Source organism: Deinococcus radiopugnans ATCC 19172, from assembly GCF_006335125.1.
GTDB lineage: Bacteria > Deinococcota > Deinococci > Deinococcales > Deinococcaceae > Deinococcus > Deinococcus radiopugnans.
In genome coordinates, this window is record NZ_VDMO01000026.1 from 1 (window position 1) to 21,799 (window position 21,799).

The 21,799-nt window shown below is 66.9% G+C and carries 19 protein-coding genes; 10 read left to right on the forward strand and 9 right to left on the reverse strand.

Going from position 1 to position 21,799, the window contains the following annotated elements:
• Positions 1 to 147 precede the first annotated feature (147 nt).
• Complete coding sequence (locus FHR04_RS17405) at positions 148 to 1,431, forward strand: ATP-binding protein (RefSeq protein WP_139404509.1); 1,284 nt, start codon at positions 148 to 150, stop codon at positions 1,429 to 1,431.
• 90 nt (positions 1,432 to 1,521) lie between these two features.
• Here FHR04_RS17405 and FHR04_RS17410 read toward each other — a convergent pair whose 3' ends face one another.
• Entirely contained in the window at positions 1,522 to 1,725 is a 204-nt protein-coding gene (locus tag FHR04_RS17410) for a hypothetical protein (RefSeq protein ID WP_139404510.1), read from the reverse strand.
• Positions 1,726 to 1,851: 126 nt separating this feature from the next.
• On the opposite strand from FHR04_RS17410, the gene aceE reads away from it, so the two are divergent.
• The 4 genes from aceE (at position 1,852) to FHR04_RS17430 (ending at position 8,873) form a co-directional block, all read left to right on the forward strand.
• The gene (aceE, locus tag FHR04_RS17415; protein WP_139404511.1) at positions 1,852 to 4,581 is read left to right on the forward strand and encodes a pyruvate dehydrogenase (acetyl-transferring), homodimeric type; all 2,730 of its coding nucleotides are present in this window, start codon (positions 1,852 to 1,854) and stop codon (positions 4,579 to 4,581) included.
• 94 nt (positions 4,582 to 4,675) lie between these two features.
• Positions 4,676 to 6,532, forward strand: a complete 1,857-nt coding sequence (locus tag FHR04_RS17420; RefSeq protein ID WP_139404512.1) for a 2-oxo acid dehydrogenase subunit E2 — start codon at positions 4,676 to 4,678, stop codon at positions 6,530 to 6,532.
• Positions 6,533 to 6,621: 89 nt separating this feature from the next.
• On the forward strand, positions 6,622 to 7,125 hold the full coding sequence (locus FHR04_RS17425) for a hypothetical protein (RefSeq protein WP_139404513.1): 504 nt from the start codon (positions 6,622 to 6,624) through the stop codon (positions 7,123 to 7,125).
• A 341-nt stretch (positions 7,126 to 7,466) separates the two neighbouring features.
• Positions 7,467 to 8,873 carry an SAM-dependent methyltransferase gene (locus FHR04_RS17430; protein WP_139404514.1) on the forward strand — a complete coding sequence of 469 codons (1,407 nt, stop codon included), beginning with the start codon at positions 7,467 to 7,469 and terminating at the stop codon, positions 8,871 to 8,873.
• A gap of 41 nt (positions 8,874 to 8,914) precedes the next feature.
• On the opposite strand, the gene FHR04_RS17435 is transcribed toward FHR04_RS17430, so the two are convergent.
• Positions 8,915 to 10,186, reverse strand: coding sequence for a DUF4127 family protein (locus FHR04_RS17435; protein ID WP_139404515.1), 1,272 nt, complete (start codon positions 10,184 to 10,186; stop codon positions 8,915 to 8,917).
• Between the two features lie 121 nt (positions 10,187 to 10,307).
• On the opposite strand from FHR04_RS17435, the gene FHR04_RS17440 reads away from it, so the two are divergent.
• Genes FHR04_RS17440 through FHR04_RS17450 form a run of 3 tightly spaced genes read left to right on the forward strand, consistent with a single transcriptional unit; the run spans position 10,308 to position 12,664 of the window.
• Positions 10,308 to 11,468, forward strand: coding sequence for an ABC transporter permease (locus FHR04_RS17440; RefSeq protein WP_139404516.1), 1,161 nt, complete (start codon positions 10,308 to 10,310; stop codon positions 11,466 to 11,468).
• Positions 11,468 to 12,181: an ABC transporter ATP-binding protein gene (locus FHR04_RS17445; RefSeq protein ID WP_139404517.1), complete on the forward strand. Its 714-nt coding sequence runs from the start codon at positions 11,468 to 11,470 to the stop codon at positions 12,179 to 12,181. The genes FHR04_RS17440 and FHR04_RS17445 overlap by 1 nt, the downstream gene beginning before the upstream one ends.
• A gap of 9 nt (positions 12,182 to 12,190) precedes the next feature.
• A complete protein-coding gene (locus FHR04_RS17450) occupies positions 12,191 to 12,664 on the forward strand; it encodes a methyltransferase family protein (RefSeq protein WP_139404518.1) in 474 nt (157 codons plus the stop codon).
• Here FHR04_RS17450 and FHR04_RS17455 read toward each other — a convergent pair.
• Complete coding sequence (locus FHR04_RS17455) at positions 12,661 to 13,902, reverse strand: metallophosphoesterase (protein WP_139404519.1); 1,242 nt, start codon at positions 13,900 to 13,902, stop codon at positions 12,661 to 12,663. The genes FHR04_RS17450 and FHR04_RS17455 overlap by 4 nt on opposite strands.
• A 78-nt stretch (positions 13,903 to 13,980) precedes the next feature.
• On the reverse strand, positions 13,981 to 14,523 hold the full coding sequence (locus FHR04_RS17460) for a hypothetical protein (protein ID WP_139404520.1): 543 nt from the start codon (positions 14,521 to 14,523) through the stop codon (positions 13,981 to 13,983).
• Positions 14,524 to 14,681: 158 nt separating this feature from the next.
• On the opposite strand from FHR04_RS17460, the gene FHR04_RS17465 reads away from it, so the two are divergent.
• Positions 14,682 to 15,569: a metalloenzyme domain protein gene (locus FHR04_RS17465; RefSeq protein WP_170214007.1), complete on the forward strand. Its 888-nt coding sequence runs from the start codon at positions 14,682 to 14,684 to the stop codon at positions 15,567 to 15,569.
• A 172-nt stretch (positions 15,570 to 15,741) separates the two neighbouring features.
• Here FHR04_RS17465 and FHR04_RS17470 read toward each other — a convergent pair whose 3' ends face one another.
• Together FHR04_RS17470 and FHR04_RS17475 are read right to left on the reverse strand one after the other, a co-directional pair.
• The gene (locus FHR04_RS17470) at positions 15,742 to 16,353 is read right to left on the reverse strand and encodes a phosphoribosylanthranilate isomerase (protein ID WP_139404521.1); all 612 of its coding nucleotides are present in this window, start codon (positions 16,351 to 16,353) and stop codon (positions 15,742 to 15,744) included.
• 4 nt (positions 16,354 to 16,357) lie between these two features.
• Positions 16,358 to 16,603, reverse strand: a complete 246-nt coding sequence (locus FHR04_RS17475) for a hypothetical protein (RefSeq protein WP_039685591.1) — start codon at positions 16,601 to 16,603, stop codon at positions 16,358 to 16,360.
• Positions 16,604 to 16,677: 74 nt separating this feature from the next.
• Here FHR04_RS17475 and FHR04_RS17480 point away from each other — a divergent pair, with 74 nt between their 5' ends.
• Positions 16,678 to 17,937, forward strand: coding sequence for an aminoglycoside phosphotransferase family protein (locus FHR04_RS17480; RefSeq protein WP_170214008.1), 1,260 nt, complete (start codon positions 16,678 to 16,680; stop codon positions 17,935 to 17,937).
• A gap of 12 nt (positions 17,938 to 17,949) precedes the next feature.
• On the opposite strand, the gene FHR04_RS17485 is transcribed toward FHR04_RS17480, so the two are convergent.
• The 3 genes from FHR04_RS17485 to FHR04_RS17495 form a co-directional block, all read right to left on the reverse strand.
• Complete coding sequence (locus FHR04_RS17485) at positions 17,950 to 18,366, reverse strand: OsmC family protein (protein WP_139404523.1); 417 nt, start codon at positions 18,364 to 18,366, stop codon at positions 17,950 to 17,952.
• Positions 18,367 to 18,406: 40 nt separating this feature from the next.
• Positions 18,407 to 21,199 carry a hypothetical protein gene (locus tag FHR04_RS21050; protein ID WP_170214009.1) on the reverse strand — a complete coding sequence of 931 codons (2,793 nt, stop codon included), beginning with the start codon at positions 21,197 to 21,199 and terminating at the stop codon, positions 18,407 to 18,409.
• A gap of 86 nt (positions 21,200 to 21,285) precedes the next feature.
• Entirely contained in the window at positions 21,286 to 21,684 is a 399-nt protein-coding gene (locus FHR04_RS17495) for a Fur family transcriptional regulator (protein ID WP_039685586.1), read from the reverse strand.
• Positions 21,685 to 21,799: the final 115 nt, after the last annotated feature.

A 21,799-nucleotide genomic window follows, 5' to 3' on the forward strand; every position in this document is an offset into this window, starting at 1 on the left:
ATGGCTCGGAAGAATTGCGCCATGTGCTGCGGTGGGTCCCGGAGAGAATCGGCGAGATTCTCCACGTCTTGATACGCCCTTTTCCCGCACTGGGACAGCCGGAAACTGAAGTTGTCAGCTACTGAGGCTCGTATAAAACCTGCTTCATTGGAGAAGACCGCCGTAGCTTTTGCTAATGCTGATGGCGGGGAAATATTTGTTGGAATTCAAGACGACAAAACAGAGCCTGATGTTCACAAGCGCTGGATAGGTCTCTCAGATATTGAAGATTACAATCCGCATATTGCAGTTTTATCGCATCTTTCCCCTACCATCCCTTTCCGCATTAAGTTCTATTGCTGTCCTGATTTTAACGAAAGTATTATTCTAATGATTAATATTGATAAAAGTAATGCAGTTCATAAAACTTCTGCGCAGGAAGTTTATGTCAGACAGTCAGCGCAGAATCAAAAACTCACTGATATTCAAAGAATTATATCCCTTAGTTACTCTAAGGGTGCCACCACCTTCGAAGATGAAATTCTACCAAATTGTCCGCCAGAAATTGTTGCAGAAAGTAAAGCTGTTGCAGAAATGCTTGCCGAAATTAACTCAAATCTTGATGGTATTGAGTATCTTTTGAATCAGAATCTTCTGCGATCAGATGATTTTTCTCCAACCGTAGCTTCTGTTTTGCTTTTCGCTGATGAGCCGCCATCTTACATGACGCGGCTCTGCTCAGTCAAAGTTGTAAGATATGAAACTAGAGAAGATGATCCGGAGAGGGATCATTTGAAAGATATATTTACAATAGAGGGCAGTAGTTATAAGCTTATTTACAAAATAATTGATAAGATTGCGGAAGTTTTAAGCGGTATACAGATATGGACTACGCATGGTCTCAAACCTGTAGATTATCCGAAAGAAGCAGTGTGGGAAATAGTAGTAAATGCTATTATCCATAGAGACTATTCAATATCTGATCATGTGCAAGTTAAAATATTTAACGATAGAATAGAGATTATTAGCCCAGGTAAGCTGCCAGGTTTTGTGAATGTCGAAAATATTCTTGATCAGCGTTTTTCGCGTAATCCCAGAATAGTGAGACAATTAGCAAGATATAAAAACCCGCCAAATAAAGATATGGGTGAGGGGTTAGACACAGCATTTCAAAAAATGAAGGAATGGAAATTAAAAGATCCTATTATCGAGGAATTGGCTAATAGTGTTATGGTGACAATACCACATGCGCCATTAGCTACTCCCGAGCAAGCCATACTTGAATTTTTAGAGAATAACGAATCTATCAAGAACGCTCAGGCACGCGATTTGACCGGTATAAGATCTGAGAACTCAGTAAAAAATGTCTTTTACCGTCTTAGAGATGCCGGGAGGATAGAGCGTGTACCAGGTCTCCTTGGATCCTCTGCGGCGTGGCAAATAAAAAAATAGAAACCAGAAAGTTCAATGAAGTTAAATCGAAAGCCAAGAGACGAGCCCTGATTTTTATGCGATACGTGTATCGACATAAATCTATATAGCTCACTTACACCATTCAAACCTCGCCAACCCCTCCCGTCCCTCCGCCGTTCCCCCCAATTCTTTCCCGGCCAGGGACAGGAAATACCAGCCGTCTGCCGCGCCGTAATCCATCACCAGATTATAGGTGCTGCCCTCCAGCGTGCGCGTCAGCGTCTGGCCCTTGCGGGCGGTGACGCCGGAACTGCTGTCCGGGTTTTTCTGCATTGACGCCCCCCAGTATGGCAGCGGCGGGGGCCAGGAAACCGTACATCTGCACTCACCACCCGGCGTGGTCAATGAATGGACAAACGCCTGTTGGAAGTGTGGAAGGGGGTGGCCTAGACTGGCCGCATGACAAAACCGCCGCCCAACCGCCCGCCGCGCGCCGCATTGCCTCCCAGCGAGCGCGATTCGCTCAACAGCGTGGAAACGCAGGAGTGGCTGGACTCTCTGATCTACGTGCTGGCCGACGCGGGCCACAACCGCGCGGCGGAACTGCTGCTCGAACTCGATCACTACGCCTACTTTCAGGGCGCGCCCATCGAGTTCAAGCAGAACACGCCGTACATCAATACCATCGACGTGGAGGCCCAGCCCGAGTACCCCGGCAACGAGGAACTGGAGCGCAAGTTCCGCAACGCGATTCGCTGGAACTCGGTGATCATGGTGCTGCGCGCCAACAAGGCCAGCGACGGCATCGGCGGCCACCTTGCCACCTACGCCTCGGCGGCAGAGCTGTACGAGGTGGGCTTCAACCACTTCTTCCGGGGGCCGGAAGCCGGGCCAGACCGCGACATGGTCTTCTTCCAGGGCCACTCCTCTCCCGGCATCTACGCCCGCAGTTTCCTGGAAGGGCGCTGGGGCGAAGACCGCATGAACCGTTTCCGCCGCGAGCTGTCCCCCGACGGCCCCGGCCTCTCCAGTTACCCCCACCCCTGGCTGATGCCCGACTACTGGGAATTTCCCACCGTCAGCATGGGCCTCGGCCCCATTCAGGCCATTTACCAGGCGCGCTACATCAAGTACCTGGAAAACCGGGGCCTCAAGCCCAAGGGCGACGCCCGCGTGTGGGCCTTCCTGGGCGACGGCGAGATGGACGAGCCGCAGAGCATCGGCGCGATCCGCTTTGCCGCCTACGAGAACCTGGACAACCTGATCTTTGTGCTGAACGCGAACCTCCAACGCCTGGACGGCCCGGTGCGCGCCAACTCCAAGGTCATTCAGGAGTTCGAGGCGCTGTTCCGGGGCGCCGGCTGGAACGTGATCAAGGTGATCTGGGACGGCAAGTGGGACGAGCTGTTGCAGAAGGACTACAACGGCGAGATCGTCAAGCGCTTCGAGCTGCTGGTAGACGGCGAGTCGCAGCGCTACGCGGCCTTTGGCGGGCGGGAACTGCGCGAGAAGTTCTTCAACACCCCAGAACTCAAGCGCCTGATCGACGGCTGGAGCGACGCCGATCTGGAACTGCTGAACCGGGGCGGCCACGACGTCCACAAGATCTACGCCGCGTACAAGGCGGCCACCGAGCACAAGGGCAGCCCCACCATCATCATTCCGCGCACCGTCAAGGGCTACGGCCTGGGCGAATCGGCGCAGGCCCGCAACGTGGCCCACAACGTCAAGAAGCTGGACGTGGACAGCCTCAAGGCCCTGCGCACCCTGCTGGAACTGCCCCTGACCGACGAGCAGGTGGAGCATCTGGACTATTACAACCCCGGCCCCGACAGCCCGGAAGTGAAGTACGCGCTGGAGCGCCGCGCCGCGCTGGGCGGGCTGGTGCCGTCGCGCCACGTCGAGTACCCGCACCCCACCGTGCCCACCGGCGAGTTCTACGAGGAATTCGCGGGCGGCAGCAAGGGCCGCGCCGTGTCCACCACGATGGCCGCCGTGTCGATCCTGAGCAAGCTGCTGCGCGACAAGGAAATCGGCAAGTACATCGTGCCCATCGTGCCCGACGAGGCCCGTACCTTCGGCATGGACGCGCTGGTGCCGCGCATCGGCATCTACAGCCCGCGCGGCCAGACCTACACCCCCGTCGATAGCGGCAGTCTGATGGTCTACAAGGAAAGCATCGACGGCCAGATGCTCGAAGAGGGCCTGACCGAGGACGGCGCGATGTCCTCGTGGATCGCCGCCGCCACCAGCTACGCCAACCACGGCGTGCCTACCATTCCCTTCTACGTCTTCTACTCCATGTTCGGCATGCAGCGCATCGGCGATCTGGTGTGGGCTGCCGCAGACCAGATGGCGCGCGGCTTCCTGCTGGGCGCCACCGCCGGGCGCACCACCCTGAACGGCGAGGGACTCCAGCACCAAGACGGCAACAGCCACCTCCAGGGCTACGTGGTGCCCAACATGAAGACCTACGATCCGGCCTTCGCCTACGAGCTGGCGGTGATCATCGAGGCGGGCATCCAGCGCATGTACGTGGAGGGCATCAACGAGTTCTACTACATCACGGTGGACAACGAGAACGAGGTGCAGCCCGCCATGCCCGACGACGGGCGCACCCATCAGGAAATCCACGACGGCATCCTGAGGGGCATGTACGTGTTCCAGCGCAGCGGCAACAAAAAGGCCAAGCTGCGCGCCCAGATTCTCGCCAGCGGCCCCGCGATGGACGCCGCGCAGAAGGCGGTGGAGATGCTGGCCGATTACGGCGTGGCGGCAGACCTGTGGAGCGTGACCAGCTACAAGGAACTGCATCAGGACGCCCTGCTGACCCAGCGCCACAACATGCTGCACCCCACCGAGACGCCCAGGGTCAGCTACGTGGCCGAGCAACTGACCCCCGAGAACGCCCCCGGCGTCCTGATCTCGGTGAGCGACTACGTCAAGCTGGGCGCGGACGGCCTGAACGGCCACCTCGACCGCAAGCTGTGGACATTGGGCACCGATGGCTTTGGCCGCAGCGAGGGCCGCGCCGAACTGCGCGACTTCTTCGAGGTGGACGCCAGGCACGTTGTCGTCGCCACCCTGTACGCCCTCCAGCGCGACGGCAAGGTCAAGGGCGACGTGGTGGCGAAGGCCATTGCCGATCTGGGCATTGACCCGGAACGCGACGCCCCCGTGTTGCGCTGAGCCGCCCATTGCCTCCTCTCTCCACGTGGGAGAGGGGGTTGCCACCCCAGCGCCCCAGAACTCAAATCAGAACCACAAACCAAGGAGCCTCCAAATGGCGACAGAACTGAAACTCCCCGACGTCGGGGACAACATCGAGAAGGGCACCGTCGTCACCGTGCTGGTCAAAGCCGGGGACACCATTGCCGAGGGCGATCCGATCATCGAGATCGAGACCGATAAGGCCGTGATTGAAGTCCCGGCCAGCGAGGGCGGCACCGTGGAGGCCGTGTCGGTCAACGTGGGCGACACCGTGAACGTGGGCGGCGTGATCCTGACGCTATCGGGCGGCACGGCGGCGGGCGACTCAGCAGCCTCGGCCCCAGCCCCAGCCGCACAGGGCGGCGGCGATCAGGCCGCGAACGTGGAATCCAGCGCCACCGCCGCTGACCCAGGCACGGCCAACCGCGTGGCCCAGGCCCAGCAGGAATCTCAGAAGGCCCAGGCCGCGCCCGCCTCCGCCCCGGCCCAGTCGGGCGGCGGCCGCACCGAGGTCAAACTTCCCGACGTGGGCGACAACATCGAGAAGGGCACCGTCGTCACCGTGCTGGTCAACGTAGGCGACACGGTCAAAGAGGGCGATCCGGTGATCGAGATCGAGACCGACAAGGCCGTCATTGAAGTCCCGTCCAGCGCGGGCGGCACGGTGGAGAACATCGGCGTGGCGGTGGGCGACACCGTCAATGTGGGCGGCACCATCCTGACGCTGTCGGGTGGGGCGGGTGGCGCCCAGGCTCCGGCTTCGCAGGGCGGCGGCGATGGGGCGGCCACCGTGGAATCCAGCGCCACGGCCCCAGACGCGGGCACGGCCAACCGGGTGGCGCAGGCCCAGCAGGAAGCGCAGAAGGAGCAGGCCGCGCCGCAGGGTGGTCAGACCGCGGCCCCCGCCGCTTCCGGCAATCACGACAAGACCCCCGCAGCGGCGTCGGCGGGCACGCAGGCCCCCGGCGCGCAGCGGCCCTACAACACCCAGACCTACGACGGGCGCACCGTGATTCCCGCCGCCCCCAGCGTGCGCCGCATGGCCCGCGAGATCGGCGTGGACATCCACGACGTCCACGGCACCGGCATCGCCGGGCGCATCAGCGAGGAGGATGTCAGGCGTAGCGCCGGAACGCCCAGCGTGCCGCCTGCCGCCGCCGCCCAACCATCAACCGTCCCCCATCAACCATCAACCCCGGCCGCCCCGCTGCCCAATTTCGAGAAGTGGGGCACGGTCAAGCGCGAGGACATGTCCGGCATCCGCAAGGCCACCGTGCGCTCCATGACCGCCTCGTGGACGACCATTCCGATGGTCACGCACTTCGACAAGGCCGACGTGACCGCGATGGAGGAGACCCGCAAGCGCTTCGGCGCACGTGTGGAGAAGGCCGGCGGCAAGCTGACCATGACCCACATCCTGATGAAGGTGGTGGCGAACGCCCTGCGCCAGTTCCCCAAATTCGGGGCGAGCCTGGATCTGGCTGCCGAGCAGGTGGTGTTCAAGGACTACGTGAACATCGGCGTGGCGGTGGACACCCCGGTGGGCCTGCTGGTGCCGGTGGTCAAGGACGCCGACCGCAAGAGCATCACCGAACTGGTGCTGGAACTGTCCGAACTGGCGGGCCGGGCGCGCGAGCGCAAGCTCAAGCCCGACGAGATGTCGGGGGCGACGTTCACCATCTCCAATCTGGGCGGCATCGGCGGCCACGCCTTTACCCCCATCGTCAACAGCCCCGAAGTCGCCATCCTGGGCGTCTCGCGCGGCGGTATGGAACCGGTGTGGAACAAGGAGAAGGGCGAGTTCGAGCCGCGCAACATGCTGCCCCTCTCGCTGACCTACGATCACCGCCTGATCGACGGCGCGGACGCGGCCCGCTTCGTGCGCTTCATTGCCGAGGCGCTGGAAGATCCCTTCCTGATCTCGCTATAACCCAGGCTGAACAGGGAAACCCTCGTCCGGTGGGCGGGGGTTTCCTGTTGTCGTGATTCTGTCAGGGTTGAGCCACTATCGTCCTGAACGTGAAAAAACTGCTGCTCTTTGCGCCCGTCCTTCTCGCGGCATGTGCGCCTGCCTATACTGGTCCCAAACCCGGCCCCAACGAAATCATCGTGGAAGCCACTTCTCCCAGCCCGATGCCTAACACCCTGGGGGATGAGCAGTCGGCGGGCGTCACAGGATTCGTCGTAATCTCTGTCCTGCTGCTCAAGAATCAGGCGGACGAGCTGGGACTTCCTGCGGGATACAGCAACTTCTCTTTTCCAAACGGTGCAGAGAGCATGCAGCGTCTCAGCGCTCAGGATCGCCCTATGCACGTCAAGGTCGATTGGCAGGCCAGCAGGCCGCCCACACAGAACACCGTGAATGTCCAGTGGGAGAGCCGTCCCATCGGCGGCAAGCTGCTAAGCGTGACCGTCAAAGCCAGCAGCACCGATACGGCTGTCAACACCCGCACTGTCGAGGATCGCCTGATTGCGAAATTTGTCACTCAGAACGGCATTCGGCTGCTGGCCAGCGGACGCTGAAGCTCACCTGATACGGATTCCGTTTGTTTCGTGTAGACATCGGGACAGCTCCGATCTCTACACTCCACGTCCGGAACCCGTTTTCCTCATTCGCGCTTCGCTCGGATTTCCAGGTGTTTTCAACACCTTTCAATCGGAGTCCGTATGACATCCGCAGAATCCCCGTCGACTGTGGCGGGGATTTTTGTCTCTGGCCGGGCGTCAAAATACGCTCCGCATGTTAATGACAATAAAGTTCGAGCGCTATCCATTTCCTTCCATCTGGAAACAGTTCAAGGCGCGCTCAACTGCAGTCCCTCTCATTCTTATCCTTTTTCACAATTTCAGGCCTACCGTAGCTCATGACCGCCTCACCGCGTTCGGCTTCACACTCCACCTCTTCCCGAAGGACTGCCCCCGCTCTGCTGGTCGCTGCTGGGCTAGGGGCGGGGCTGGCCGCCCGTCAGGCGCTGCGTGCCCCGCCGTCGCCGGCGCAGAAGCGCGAAACGGCGCTGCGGATCATGCAGGTGATGCTGCCGGAGCGGCGCGCCTTCGACGTGCGGCTGTGGGACGGCACGCTGCTGAAGGCCCCCCGGCAACCAGCCCGCGCCACGCTGGTGCTGAACAGCGAATACGCCCTGGACCGCATGTTGCGCTTTCCGCTGGATATCCAGATGGGCGAGGCTTACCTGCGCGGCGATTACGACATCGAGGGCGAGGTGAGCGCCGTGACCAGCATCGGGGACGATCTGGAGCTGACGCCCACCACGCTGCTGCGGCTGCTGGCGCTGCTGCCCGCGCTGCGCCGCACCCGTGAGGGTTCGCCCGAGCCGCTGGCCATCACCGCCAAACTGGAGGGGCCGTCTCACAGCCGGGGACGCGATCAGCAGGCGGTGCAGTACCACTACGACGTCTCGAACGACTTTTACAAACTGTGGCTGGACCGCCGGATGGTCTACTCCTGCGGTTACTTTCCCACCGGCACCGAAACGCTGGACGAGGCGCAGGCCGCCAAGCTGGAACACATCTGCCGCAAGCTGCGGCTGCAAGCGGGCGAGCGGCTGCTGGACATCGGCTGTGGCTGGGGCGGCATGGCCATCTACGCCGCGCAGCACTACGGGGTGCGGGTGCTGGGCGTGACCCTGAGCGAGGCGCAACTCCACGAGGGGCAGGCACGCGTGCGGGCGGCGGGCCTGGAAGACCGGGTCACGCTGGAACTGCGCGATTACCGCGACGTGCTGGCGGGTGGGGAGGGCCAGTTCGACAAGATCAGCAGCATCGGCATGGCCGAGCATGTGGGCAGCCGGAACCTCGCCGCGTACTTCGAGACGGCCTACCGCGCCCTCAAGCCCGGCGGGCTGATGATGAACCACGCAATTGCCAGCCCGCCGCAGCCGCGCAAACTGCCGCAGTGGGTGGAGGGCGGCAACTTCGCGGGCAAGTATGTCTTTCCCGACGGCGAGCTGCAGCCGATCTTTGAGACCCTGCAGCGCGCCTCCGAGGCGGGCTTCGAGGTGCGCGACGTGGAAAACCTGCGCGAACACTACGCCCTGACGCTGCGGCACTGGGCGGACAATCTGGAGGCGCACGGCGAGGAAGCCCGTGAAACCCTCGGTGAGCAGCGCTTCCGGCTGTGGCGCCTGTACCTGAACGCCTGCGTGCCCGCTTTCGAGCGCGGCAACCTCCTGATTTTCCAGAGCCTGCTGGCCAAACCCGATGAGGACCGCCGGGCGCATGTGCCGCTGAGCCGCGCCGATCTGTACGTCTAGGGTCTGCGCCGGAGTTGTCGTTCCCTGAAACTGCACACGGCTCAGCGCGGCTCCAACTCGAAGTCCCATTCGAACGAGCGGCCCCACGGCAGGCCAGCGTCCGCCAGCGCGTATTCGTTGCCAATCCGCAGCGGGAAATAGTTCTGCGCCAGCCGGAGCAGTGCGGCCTGCCCCTGCGGCGTGTCCAGCTCCTTTTCCGGCACGGCTTTTCTCAGGGCGGCCCGCAACTCGGTGCTGTAGATCACGTCGTTGGCGTATTCGCGCGCCAGCAGCGCGTCCTGCCGCAGCGGATCGGCCCCGTTCAGGCTCAGTTTGGCGTGGGCCAGCGCCGCGCCCAGGTTGTTGCCGGGCGTGCCCCAGGCCGCAAGAGAGCGCAGGTTGGCGTGCTGGCGCAGCGTGGTCAGATCGGCCCACAGCCGCGAGTTGCCCAGGTTGACCTTCTCCACGTCCGCCACCGCCACCGGCCCGCGCCGCAGCAGGGCGCTGACACGCAGGGCGGCCTTGCGCGGATCGCCGCCGTTGAACACGTACAGGGTCAGATCGGCGTCTGCCGTCTCCGTGACCGTGAAGCCGCTGCCCGCCGCGTGGTTGGCCGCACTCTGCGTCAGCGGAATGCCCTCGTACCGGATCACCTTCTGCGCCGCCGCCGGGTCGCTGTATTCCACCCGCACCGTCTTGGGCTGCGGGGCCAGGGCGCGGGCCGCCAGCATGGACAGCACCTCGTCCGCGCCGGGGGAGACGCGCACGTTGGTCAGGCCTCGGTCTGCGGCCTCTTTTGCCAGCGCCGCCCCTTCCGCCGGGGCTGGGCTGCCGGGCAGGGCGTCGTCCCAGGTGATGTCGAACTGCGCCAGCACGCCGGACGCGGCCCAGTCCAGCATGGCCCGCACCACCTCCAGATTGCGCGCCCGGTTGGTGGCGTCCGGCTCGCGCGGCAGGGTGATGAAGGCGTACACCGGCTGCCCGGTGCGCGCGTGCCACTCGCGCAGCGGCTCCAGCCGGGCCAGCGCCCCCTCGGCCGTCAGTGGACTGCTGCGCGACTGCACCAGTCCGCCGTAGGCCAGGGCGTCCAGCGCGGCGATCAGCGGGCCGTCCGTGGGCTGGGTGTTCAGCCACGCCGCCAGCAGCGCCGGGTTGGCCTCCTGCGCGGCATTTCCCAGCAGCAGGGCAGGGGGGACGTGGGGTGTGCTGCCCGCCAGCCCGGCGATTAGAGCGGGCAGCACGCGTGTCGCGGGCCGCGAGTCCAGCGGCAGCAGGGTCTGTGCCCCGGCCTGGGCGGCGAGCAGCAGGGAAAGGAGGAGGGCAGGACGAAACATGGGCGCAGGGTAGCGGGCGGGGATGAGAGGGGCGGGCTGGGAAAGGGGTGGGCTGGGAGAGGGGCCACCTCTGTAACATCCCCGCCCCCAGATGCGGGCCGCCCGGCGTACCTTGGGCAGGATGAAATGGACGGATCTCTGGGGACTGGCCTGGCGCGGGCTGACGCGGCGGCGGGTGCGGACGGGCCTGACCGCGCTGGGCATCACGGTGGCGGTGGCGAGCATGGTCATTTTCCTGTCGCTGGGCGAGGGCATCCGCAAGGTGTTCGTGGAACAGCTCGGCGGCATCGGCCCGGACATTCAGGTGAGCCTGAGCGGCTTCACGCAGGGCTTCGCGCCGCAGCCCAATCTGCCCGATAAGGCGGTGGGCGACATCCAGGCGCTGGCCCCGGAACTGGGCATTAAAACTGTGACCCCGGTGGTCATGACCGTGCGCGGCAGCCTGGACGTTTCGCAGAGCGTCGTGCTGTACGGCTTGCCCGCCACGCAGGGCGTGACCGCCGTGTTTCCCAATTCGGTCACGGCGCAGGGCCGCGCCTTTGCTGCCGCCGACGAGGGCAAAGGGGTGGCCGTGGTGGGCGCCAAGGCCGCGCAGAACCTGAACCTGAAGGTGGGCAGCACCCTCAACCTCAACCGCCGCAACCGGGCGGAGGTGGTGGGCGTGCTGGCCCCCGAATCCGGGCTGGTGGACAACTTCATCTTCCTGCCGCTGAGCACCCTGCAAAAGGCTGAGGGCGCCGAGGGCCGCGTCTCGCTGGTGGCCGTCAAGCTGGACAATCCCCGGCAGGCGCGCGAGGTGGCGACGGCGCTGTCGGACAAACTTGATCTGGAAGCCTCCACCCAGTCGGACTTCCTGAGCTTCGTGGAGCGGGCGCTGAAGATCAGCGATGCGGTCAGATTCGGCATCTCGCTGATCTCGCTGATCGTGGGCGGGCTGGCCGTGGCGAACACGGTGATGATGGGCGTCTTCGAGCGCACCCGTGAATTCGGCACGCTGCGGGCCATCGGGGCGCGGCCCGGCTTCGTGCGGGCGCTGGTGCTGAGCGAGTCGCTGCTGCTCTCCTTGGTGGGCGGTGTGGGTGGCGTCGTGGTGGGGCTGGTGGGCATCTGGGGCGTCAACCTGTACACCCAGGATCTGGCCGGCATCGACGCCGCCGCGCTGACGCCCCGGCTGGTGGGGCTGGCGCTGGGCATCAGCCTGTTTCTGGGGCTGGTTTCGGGGTTGCTGCCCGCCCGCACCGCCAGCCGCCTGAACATCACCGAAGCGCTGGGGAGGGTGTAATGACCGCCGTAACCGCACGAACAGCCGAGTCCCCGGTCTCCACTACGCCGCCCCTGCACGTCGAAAATCTGTCGCGCATTTATCCTAGCGGCGAGGGGCAGGTGCAGGCGCTGGCCTCCTTCACGCACACCTTTCCCCCCGGTATGACGGCGGTGGTGGGGCCGTCGGGCAGCGGCAAGAGCACCCTGCTGAACCTGCTGGCGGGCTTCGACACGCCCAGCACCGGGCACGTCCGGGTGGGCGACGTGAACCTGACGGCCCTGTCGGAACCGGCGCGGGCCGACTTCCGGCTGGCGCACTACGGGTTCGTGTTCCAGAACCACAATCTGGTCAGCATCCTGAGCGCGCAGGAGAACGTGGAGTTTCCTTTGACGCTGGCGGGGTTGCCGCCCAGGGAACGGCGGGCGCGGGCGCGGGAACTGCTGGCGCTGGTGGGCCTGGAGAACCGCGCTGGGCACCTGCCCAACCAGCTTTCCGGCGGCGAGGCGCAGCGCGTCGCCATCGCCCGCGCCCTGGCCCGCGATCCGGGCATTCTGCTGGCCGACGAGCCGACGGGCAACCTGGACAGCAAGACCGGCGAACTGGTGCTGTCCCTGCTGACCGGGGCTGCCGCCGAGGGCCGCCGCGTGGTGCTGATCACGCACGATTCAGAGGTGGCCGCGCTGGCAAACCACCGCCTGAGCGTGCGCGACGGCGTAGTCACCCCAGGCTAAACTGACTGCATGACCCTGCCCAGTCGCCTCCAGCGCTTTCGCCAGCGGGGCGGCGTTTTCGTGGCCGCGCAGTTCGTGCTGATCGGGCTGGTGGCGCTGAGGGGACGAAAGTGTAAAAGCGTCGGCATCTTACAGAAAGCGGCTGGCCTGAGCCTGATGGCCCTGGGCGGCGCAATCGTCGCGAGCGGCGGGCGCAGTCTGGGCCGCAACCTCAGCGCCCTGCCGGAGCCGCTGGACGGGGCGCAACTGGTCACGACAGGTCTTTACGGTCACATTCGCCACCCGATCTACAGCGGCCTTGTGGCGCTGGGCCTGGGCTGGGGCGTTCTGAGGGGCAGTCCGGGAGCGCTGGGCTGGACGGCGGCCCTCGCCACCTTGTTCCACTTCAAAGCCAGCCGCGAGGAAACGGCGCTGCTGGCCCGCTTCCCGGAGTACGCCGCATATCGCAAACGGACGAAACGCTTTGTGCCTGGAGTGGTTTAGCTGGGTAGATCTGGGCGCAGCTCCGGCGTGCCTGTCCCCGGCCCCAGCAAAGGCAACGGGCGCGGCGGGGCGACGTACTGCTGACGTGCGGCCACGCTGACAAGCTCCAGTTCCGGGTAGCGCAGCGCGGTGAGTGCCCCGCCGAACGCGCAACCGGTGTCGATGTCCACCGTGCGGCCCACCCAGACCGGGGCGGCGACGGGCGTGTGGCCGTAGACCACGATGGCCTCCCCGCTGTACCCGGCCGCCCAGTCGCGGCGCACCGGCAGGCCCAGCTCGTCGTAGGTGCCGTCCACGTCGCCGTACAGGGCAAAACTGCGAACGCGTCCGGAGACGCGGCCCTGGTAGCGCTCCGGCAACCCGGCGTGCGCGGCCACCACGCGCCCAGCGTCCAGCACCAGATGGCTGGGCAGGCTGCCGAGAAAGGCGCGAACCTCGGCTTTGAATCCCTCGCCCGCCGCGTCCAGTTGCGCCAGGGTCACGTCCAGCCCGTGCATGACCTTCACCGCCTTGCCGTCCAGGGCGCGGGCCAGCTTCTCGTCGTGGTTGCCCGGCACGCACCGCGCCGTGCCCGCCCCCACCATGCCCAGCACCAGCCGCAACACGCCCGCGCTGTCCGGCCCCCGGTCAGTCAGATCGCCCAGAAAAACGGCGGTGCGGCCTGCGGGCGCTGTGACCTCTGAGCCATTCACAACGTAGCCGAGCTTTCCGAGCAGCTCCAGCAGTTCGGGCAGACAGCCGTGCACGTCGCCGATGAAATCGAAGGGGCCGCGCAGGTCACGCCGATCCGGCGGCAGCGGCACGCGCACGGTCTGCGCGGCATCGATCTCGGCGGCCGAGCGCAGGACGTAGACCGGCCGGAACCCCTCCTTCTGCAGGCCGCCCAGCGTGCGCCGCAGTTCGGCGAATGCGGGCAGAATAGAGGCCGCATCACGGCCCAACCGCGCGGCGCGGGCTTCCAGCACTGGCCGGGGCAGGTCGAGGACGATGGCGGCGGCGGGCAGGTCATGGGCGCGGGCTGCCGCCAGTACCTGCCGCCGCTCGTCCGGGCGGGTCAGCGCGGCGTCGATTACGGTCAGCCCACCGCGTTCCAGTCGGTGGGTCAGGGCCTGGAAGTCCGTGACCACTTCATGCGCCCCGAAATGCCGCGCCGCGAAGGTGCTGCGGCCCGCGCCGGGCGCACCGATCACCGCGATCAGGGCGGGGGAGGGCAGGGAAAGAACGGGGGAATCGGTCATGGATACAGGCTGCGAAGGGCATGTTGGCACAGTTGCCCCGCCTGGGGTGGCTTTCGGGCGGGAAGGGGCCAGCCCCGATCAGCCGCCGGGTTGCTCCGGCAGTGGCGCCTGTGCCACACCCTGCAACAAGCCCAGAATGCTGCCCACGTAGTCCAGCCGCTTGCGCAGGCCGTAGCGCCGCAATTCTGATCGGAACTTTTCCAGGGCCCGTTTCAAATCCGGCAAAAGGAGCTGGTCTTCCGGCCTGGGTGGGCGGCCCCTGGCAATGGGCCCGGCCACCATAAAACTCTGGAAAATAGCCTGGAAGTGCCAGCCCATCTTCCCGACTTCGGTGTCCTCCAGCGCTTCCAGACGGCGTTGGTACGCCTCGTCCGAGAGGAAGACGAAGGCCATGCCAGCGAACCAGCTGTCCAGCTCCGGCATGGTCTTGACGAAGTCCTCGGTGTAGGCGATCTCGGTGGCAAAGCCAAGCTTGCGGCGCGCGTACTCGTCTTTTAATCCCGTGAACATCTCGCCCAGCCGCGCGTCCCAGCTGGCTAGCGCGGCCTGCCGCGAGTCGCCCAGCACGGTGCGGGCCATCAGAAAACCGTCCATAAAACTCAGACCATCGAGATTTGCCATTCGTCTATGCTCCTCCCGGACACGCCTATGCGCCAGAGCCTTTTCTGCTGTTCCTGCTGCACATCAGTCAATATTAACGCGTGTTCGCCTGTGTCCAGCAGAAGAGCTGCAGATAGAGTGCTCTATTCTCGCCGTAAGCTGACCCGCATGAGGTTCCGTTGAGCGGTGTGGTCTGGCTGGCCCTGGACGGCGTGGGTCACCCCAGTGACGCGCCGCCCGGCAGCGTGTGGGAGCAGGACTTGCTCACCCTGCGCCCCCTGATCGACGCTGGCCTCGCGCTGGACGCCACGCTGGGCGTGCCGGGCCTGCCCCAGTCCGGCACCGGGCAGACCTGCTGGCTGACCGGCACCGACGCCGTGAGGTACATGGGCGAGCACTTCGGGCCGCATCCGGGGCCGACGCTGCAACGGCTGCTGAGGCGGGCCAGCCTGTCCACGCGGCTGGCCGAAGCTGGACTGCGCCCAGCGCTGGCCAATCACTACGTCCCGCAGTACCTGGAGGCCCAGGCCCGCCGCCCCCGCATGGGCTGTTTTCCCTTCTCGTTCACGGCGGCGGGGCTGCCCCTGAATCCGCCGGGCGTGCCGCCGCTGGGCGCGACGCTGGGATTGAATTACCGCGCGCCATTCGCCGCCCTTCAGAGTCTGGCCGAGGTTTCGCAGCTGGGGCAGCGGCTGGCGCTGGCCGCCCATGAACACGATCTGATCGTGGCCGACCTGTGGTTCGGTGACCTGCTGGGCCATCTGGGCCGCCCGGAAGGGCCGTCCCCAGAGGCGCAAGACGCGGCCTTCGCCTATCTGGCGCGGGTGGACGCCCTGCTGACCGGGGTGCTGAACGCGGGGGCGCGGGTGGTGATCGGCAGCGATCACGGCAATCTGGAGAACCTGAACACCAAGGCCCATACCGTGGCCCGCGTGCCGTTCGCCGGAGTGGGGGTGGAATTGGGCGCGGCGACGACTGTGGTGGAGGCGGGCCAGACCATCGCCGGGTGGTTCGGCCTGGATTCCGTTGATGACGGACAATCTCGGGCGCCACGCTCGCCAGACTGAAAGTTATCCACAAAGTTATCCACAGGGGCTGTGGACAGACTGTGGATAACCTGAGCGCTTCACGGCCTCCAAATCTGCGGTTTATACGGCCTGGACAAGTTTACTGGCCTCTTTGCCTGACGTTTCACGACGTCTGAAGTTATCCACAGGCTCCCGTTTCACTGTGGATAACTCAGGGGGTGGTGGCCCGTGCAGCCCTCACGAAGGCGGCCACTTTCGACGAATCCTTCACGCCAGGACGGGCTTCCAGGTGGCTCACGGCGTCCACCCCGGCAGGCCGCAGCACCCGGATCGCCTCGGCGACGTTCCACGGCCCCAGCCCTCCGGCCAGCCACGTGCCGGGGGGGAAAGTGGCCCGCAGGCTCTCCCAGTCCAGTGGCACGCCGCCGCCCGGCTGCGGCGCGTCCAGCATCAGGGTGACGCCGGGCACGTCCTGCCAGAGCTTGCCTTCGGTGACCAGATCGGCGGGGCGGAGGACGCGCAGCACCGGGTAGAACGCGGTCACCGCGCGCACGAAGCCCTCAGACAGTGGGCCGTGCAACTGCACCGCCGACACCCGCGCTGCCTCCGAGAGCCGCAGCACCTCGTCGAGTCCCTGATCCAGAAAGACGCCCACCCGCGCCACCGCCGGCCCCACGCTCAGGCCCGCCTCGCGCGCCACAGAGGCAGAAACCAGCCGTTTGCTGACCGGCGCGAAGATGAACCCCAGGGCGTCTGCGCCCGCCTGCGCCGCCTGCACCGCGTCGTGGACGGAGGTGGTGCCGCAGATCTTGACGCGGGGCATGAGGTCAGCCACCGTGGGCTTCCAGCGCCTCGACGCGCGCTTCCAGCTCCCGGTTCTTCTGGAGCAGCGCCAGCAGCAGCAGGGCGTAGTGGTCATACAGCTTGGGCCGCTCCATGCGGTAGTCGCCGGCCATCCAGCCGTTCAGCAGGCGTTCGGCCTCGGCCAGCACCTCGCCTGCGGGCACGTCGCGGTAGCTGCGCGCGCCGATGATCTCGCGGGCGAAGTTCAGTTCACGTTCGGGATCGGTCATGCCTCTATTGTGCCGCGCCCAACTGCGCCAATCTGCGGATGCGCGGCCCCTGGGGCGTGTGGAAGGCTGATCCCATGTCCCTCCCGCGCCGTGAAACCACGCTGCACCTGCTGTTCACGCGCGGCGGGAAGGCGGCCCTGCGCACCCTGACCACCGACCAGACCTCCTATTTCGGCGCGAACGTGCTGGAAGCGGCCGGGGAAGGGAGCGTCCTGCTGCGGCGCCTGCAGTTCAGGTTTTCCGGCGAGGTGGGCGGGGTGCGCCGCGCCGAGTCGGTGTGGCATCTGGAGGCAGCGCCGGGGCTGGACCTGGACTGGCAGCCCGCCTCCGAATGGCCGGAGCGGGCGCGCGAATGGTTTGAAAGTGCCCGTACCCCGCCGGGCAACGTGCCGTGGATGCACGCGGGCTGGCACGCCGACGCCCTGGCGTGGCTGGACGCCGAACTGACCGAGCAGGGCTGGGTGCGCCGGGGGCCGCCCACCGTCCTGAAGCACTGGCAGATCAGCGTGCTGTGGCGGGTGGAGACCTCCGGCGGGCGGGTGTATTTCAAGGGCGTGTCCGACTTCTTCCGCCGCGAGGTGGAGGTCACGCCGCTGCTATCGCGTGAATTGCCCGGTGCCGCGCCGCCCGTGCTGGCTGCCGACACAGAACTCGGCTTCCTGCTGCTGGCCGACGCGGGCAAGGAATGCGGCGTGCCGGACCTGAACGCGCTGATGCGGCAGCTTGCGCACCTTCAGCGGGCCAGCGTGCCGCTGCTGGGCCACTGGGCGCTGCGGGACCGGGGGCCGGAATACGTGCTGTCGTGGCTGGACCGCCTGCTCTCGGACGGGGTGTTGCTGACGGATCAGCAGGGCGGCTTCACGGCTGAAGAAGCCGCGCGGCTCCGTGCCCACCGTTCAGCATTGGAAGCCGCCCTGCGTCGCCTGAGTGCCAGCCCGCTGCCGCGCACGCTGGGGCACGGTGACCTGCACGGCGGGAACGTGGTGGAACGCGGCGGCCGCTTCACCTTTCTCGACTGGTCCGACGTGTGCCTGACCCATCCGTTTCTGGACGCCCACCCGGCCTATTTTCTGGGATTCGAGGCGCTGGACGCCCTCGACGGGGATCAGCGCGCCCTGGTGGCCGACGCGAGGGACACCTACCTGCAGGCCTGGACCGACTTTGCCCCGCCCACTGAACTCCGTGCCCTTTTCGAGGACGCCCGGCTGGTGGGCGAACTGTTCCGGGCGCTGGGTTACGTGGACGGCATCCAGCCTGCCGTGGAGGACAAGGCCGAATGGCACGGCGCGCATCTGGAGCATCTGCGGCGCTTGTTGGGAAGAGAAGAGGGTTAAACCACCGGCAGCTCAGCCCTGCTCGACCCTCGTCTCCACCGTGATCTCGCTGTTCAGGCTGGCGGCCACCGAGCAGTACTTCTCGTGACTGAGGTGCGCGGCGCGGTCCAGCGCCTCGGCGGTCACGCCCTCGCCGGACGCGATGTGCCGCACGGTGATGTGGGTGTAGCGTTTGGGGTCCGTGTCGGCCCGCTGGCCCTCGACCTCAATGCGGTAACTGGCCAGCGGGGTGCGGCGTTTTTTCATCACCTCCACCACGTCGTAGGCGGTGCAGGTGGCCAGGGCGCCCAGCAGCGCTTCCATCGGGGAAACGCCGATTTTGGTGGCGCTGTTGTCGATCAAGAGCTGGTGGCCGCTGGCGCTGACGCCCAGGTAGCGCTGCTCGCCCAGCCAGGTGACGTTCAGGGTCTTCGTGTTGGCAGCAGTCATGCCCTCAGGCTAGAGCATTGGCGGTCAGGGTCACCTGTGGTCAAGGGCCGGCAGGGGCAGGGGCGGCCGGACGGGGGGCCAGGATCGCCACCGCCAGCACGCTCAGGCCGGTGACCAGCACGGCAACCCCCAGGCCCGCCGAGGCATTGGGAAAGAAGGCGGCGTCCAGCAGCGCACCCTTGACGCCCGCCCCAGCGATCAGGGCCAGCCCAGCGGCCCAGGACGCTCTGGCCCCCGCCCCGCCCGCCCGGTGTGCCCGGATGGCGGCGGCCAGACCCACCGCCAGCAGCGCCAGGCTGGAGGCCACCAGCCAGGTCCGCAGGTCCGCCGCCTGCGCGCTGAGGCGAACGCCCACGGCCAGCGGGACCAGCAGCGTCCAGCCGCCCAGCCACAGGGTCTGGGTGACCGGCCAGTGTGCCCTGGCGTCTGGGGGCAGCCCGCCGATGGGTCGGGTCAGTCTGCCCAGCACCCCCAGGCCGCTTTCCGTGCGGGTCAGCCCCCACACAGCGGCCAGCGCCGCACTGCCCAGCGCCGTCACCTGGGCACGGTCCTGTGCCGCTGCGTCGGCGCCCGGCCAGCCCGCTAGAGTCAGATTCAGCAGGATCAGGCCGCCCAGACCAAGCAGGGTGTCCATGCGGGTCCAGCTCAGGGTCAGTCTCAGGGGCGCGGTCAGCAGGGCCAGCAGCGCCAGCGCGCCCGGCAGACCCAGCGCGGGCCACCATTCCTGCGCGGCGCGGGCCAGGGCCAGGGCCAGCACGGTCAGGGCGGTGCCCTCGGCCAGCAGGCGCGGCGAGGCCGAGGCGAAGGTGCGCGGCGTGGCCCGCAGCAGCGCCGTGCCTGCGATCAGCGCTGCCGCGACGCCCAGGCCCAGCCATCCAGGCCGCTGGGCGCCGTCCACGTTGAAGACCAGCAGCAGGCTGCCCAGCGTCAGCAGGGGCGTGGCCGCCCAGAAGGGAACCGTGCCGCCTGCGCCGTCTGCCCTGCGCGTCCACAGCAGCGCCGCCGCCAGCAGCACTCCGCCCGCCAGCACCGCCGATCCGGCCGCCAGCAGCGCCACGGCCAGCACGCCGCTGCACAGGCCCGCCAGCAGCGTGGGGGTCCAGCGAATGGCGGGCGGTGGCGGGGAAACAGGCTGGGAGGTGGGTTGTCCCTTTTCCTGCGCCGCGCCGTTGAGTGCTCTGGAACGGCGCGGCGCGGTGGCCCAGCCGCCCTGGCCCAGGCGCCACGCGGCCAGCAGGCCCAGCGCGGCGGGCGCGGCCCCCAGCAGCGCCGCGCGCAAGTCATCCGGCGCGGCCAGCAGCGGGATGGCCCCCAGCGCGAGGCCAGCCGTGATCCACACGCCCCACAGCGCTGTGATGGCCAGACCCACCGCGCCCACCCGCAGCCAGAACCGGCTGTGCCCGTACAGGCCCACCAGCAGCAGGACCGTGGCCACCCCGGCCAGTGCCAGGGCTTCGGTGCGCGGTCCCAGCACGCTCAGGGCCAGCGCCCCGGCCACGCCCGCTGCCCCCGCCGTCAGGCTGCCGGCCAGGGTGTTTGCGAGCGGCGCCTCCTGCGCGTGTCGGCGCGCCCAGGCCAGCCGAGCCGTGACCACCAATGCGCCCAAGATGATCAGGGCCGCCCCCAACGCGCCCGCCTGCGGTCCGCCGCTGTTCAGCGCCGCAGCCACCGCCGTCGCCACCAGCGCCTGCGGGGTCAGGACGGCCCAGGCCGCGCTCAGGGTCACGCGGTCGGCGCGGTCCGGGTGGCCTTCGCCTGACTCCGGCTCCGGCCGCAGCCGCGTCAGCAGCGCCAGCGGGACGGACAGGGCCAGCAGGCTGAAGGCCAGCCAGGGCAGCAGGGCCAGGGGTCCGCTGCCCAGTTGCAGGGTGGACCGCGCCGTTTCCTGCACCCCGGACCACAGGTCAAGGCCCGAATGGCTGGCCGAGGCCACGAACCAGCCCAGCGGCACGGTGCCCGCCGCGCCCAGGGTCAGCGCCAGCGCCGCTTGGCGGGAGGTGGGGGCGTCCGGGCCTGTCGGGTCCTCCTCCTGTGGGCCTGGAAGGGCGGTGGCCTGCGCGGCACGGCCCTGCCACACGGCCACCGCCGCCAGCAGCAGCGCCGCGCCCGCCGCCGGGATGGACCAGCGGCCCAGATCGTCGGTGAGCATCCAGGTGCTCAGGGCGGCCCCGCCCACCGCCAGCGCGCCCAGCAGGGGTTCGCGGCGGCGCAGGCCGTCGCCCAGCAGCGCCGCGCTCAGGGCCAGCAGGCCCACCATCACCGCCCCCGGCCCCCATGCTTCCGGCAGCCGCTGGGACAGGCTGCCCACGCCCAGCGCCGCCACGCCGTACCCCAGCCCGCGCAGCGCCCCCGACACCGGCCACGGCACCCGCCGCGCGTTGAAATACAGCAGCCCGCCGAAGGCGAACACGGCCACCAATAGAGTCCATGCCGGAGCGCCCAGCGCCCGCAGGGTAAAGGCCAGCCCGCCCAGCACCAGCACCCCGCCGATTAGACTGATGCGCGCCCGGCTGAATTGCGGCCCCCACAGCGACGGCCCGCGCGGTCTGGGCGGCGCTGGGGGAGGCGCAACGGGTGGGGCCGCGGGGTGATCCTCCGGCCAGGTGGGCGGCGCAGAGCTGCCGGGTGGCGTCTGAACTTCGGGGAGCGCCCCGTCCATTTCGGTCAGGCGCGGTGGGTCCACCTCCAGTTGCCGCAGGCGTGAAGCCCGCAACTCAGTTTCCAGCACTTCCAGGCGCTGGGCCAGCCCACGCGCCTGCTGCTGCGCCTTGCTCGCGCGGGACAGGGCCGCGAACGACAGGATCAGGGCCAGGAGGGCCAGCAGTTCAAACATGCTCCAGCTTACGCGCCCGTCTGTGGCGAATCAGGCTGTTCGGGAACGGGTCCAAAACAGTCGGGCCTGAATGCAGCCGGGCTGTTTCAACCGGTCTTTTCGGGCTGGCAGTCCGGACACACGCCGATGAATTCCAGCCGCACGTCCGTGACCTGAAACCCGGCGGGCAACGCGGCGGCGGACAGGGGCGGCAGTTCGCCGGCGTCCACATCGAAGATCGCGCCGCAGCCCCGGCAGACCGCGTGGTGGTGGTCCTCGCCCGCACGCTTGTAGTCGTAGCGGGTGGCCTGCCCGGCGCGTTCCAGCGTGACCACCACGCCGCCCTCGACCAGGGCGTCCAGCGTGCGGTACACCGTGCCCAGGCTCACGCTGGGCAGGTTCTGGCGCACCTGGGCATGAATCCAGGCGGCGTCCGGGTGGGACCGCGCCGCCCGCAGCACCTCGATCACCGCTGCCCGCTGCTTGGTCTGCCGCACCATCGTCATACTGGCAGTCTAGCAAAGCTGCTGCGGGTGAAATTGGGAGGTCGGGCGCGGTGTCGGGGAACCGGGCCTGCGGCCCCCCCTTGCTTTTCGTTCACCCGAACCCGTAGAACACTGA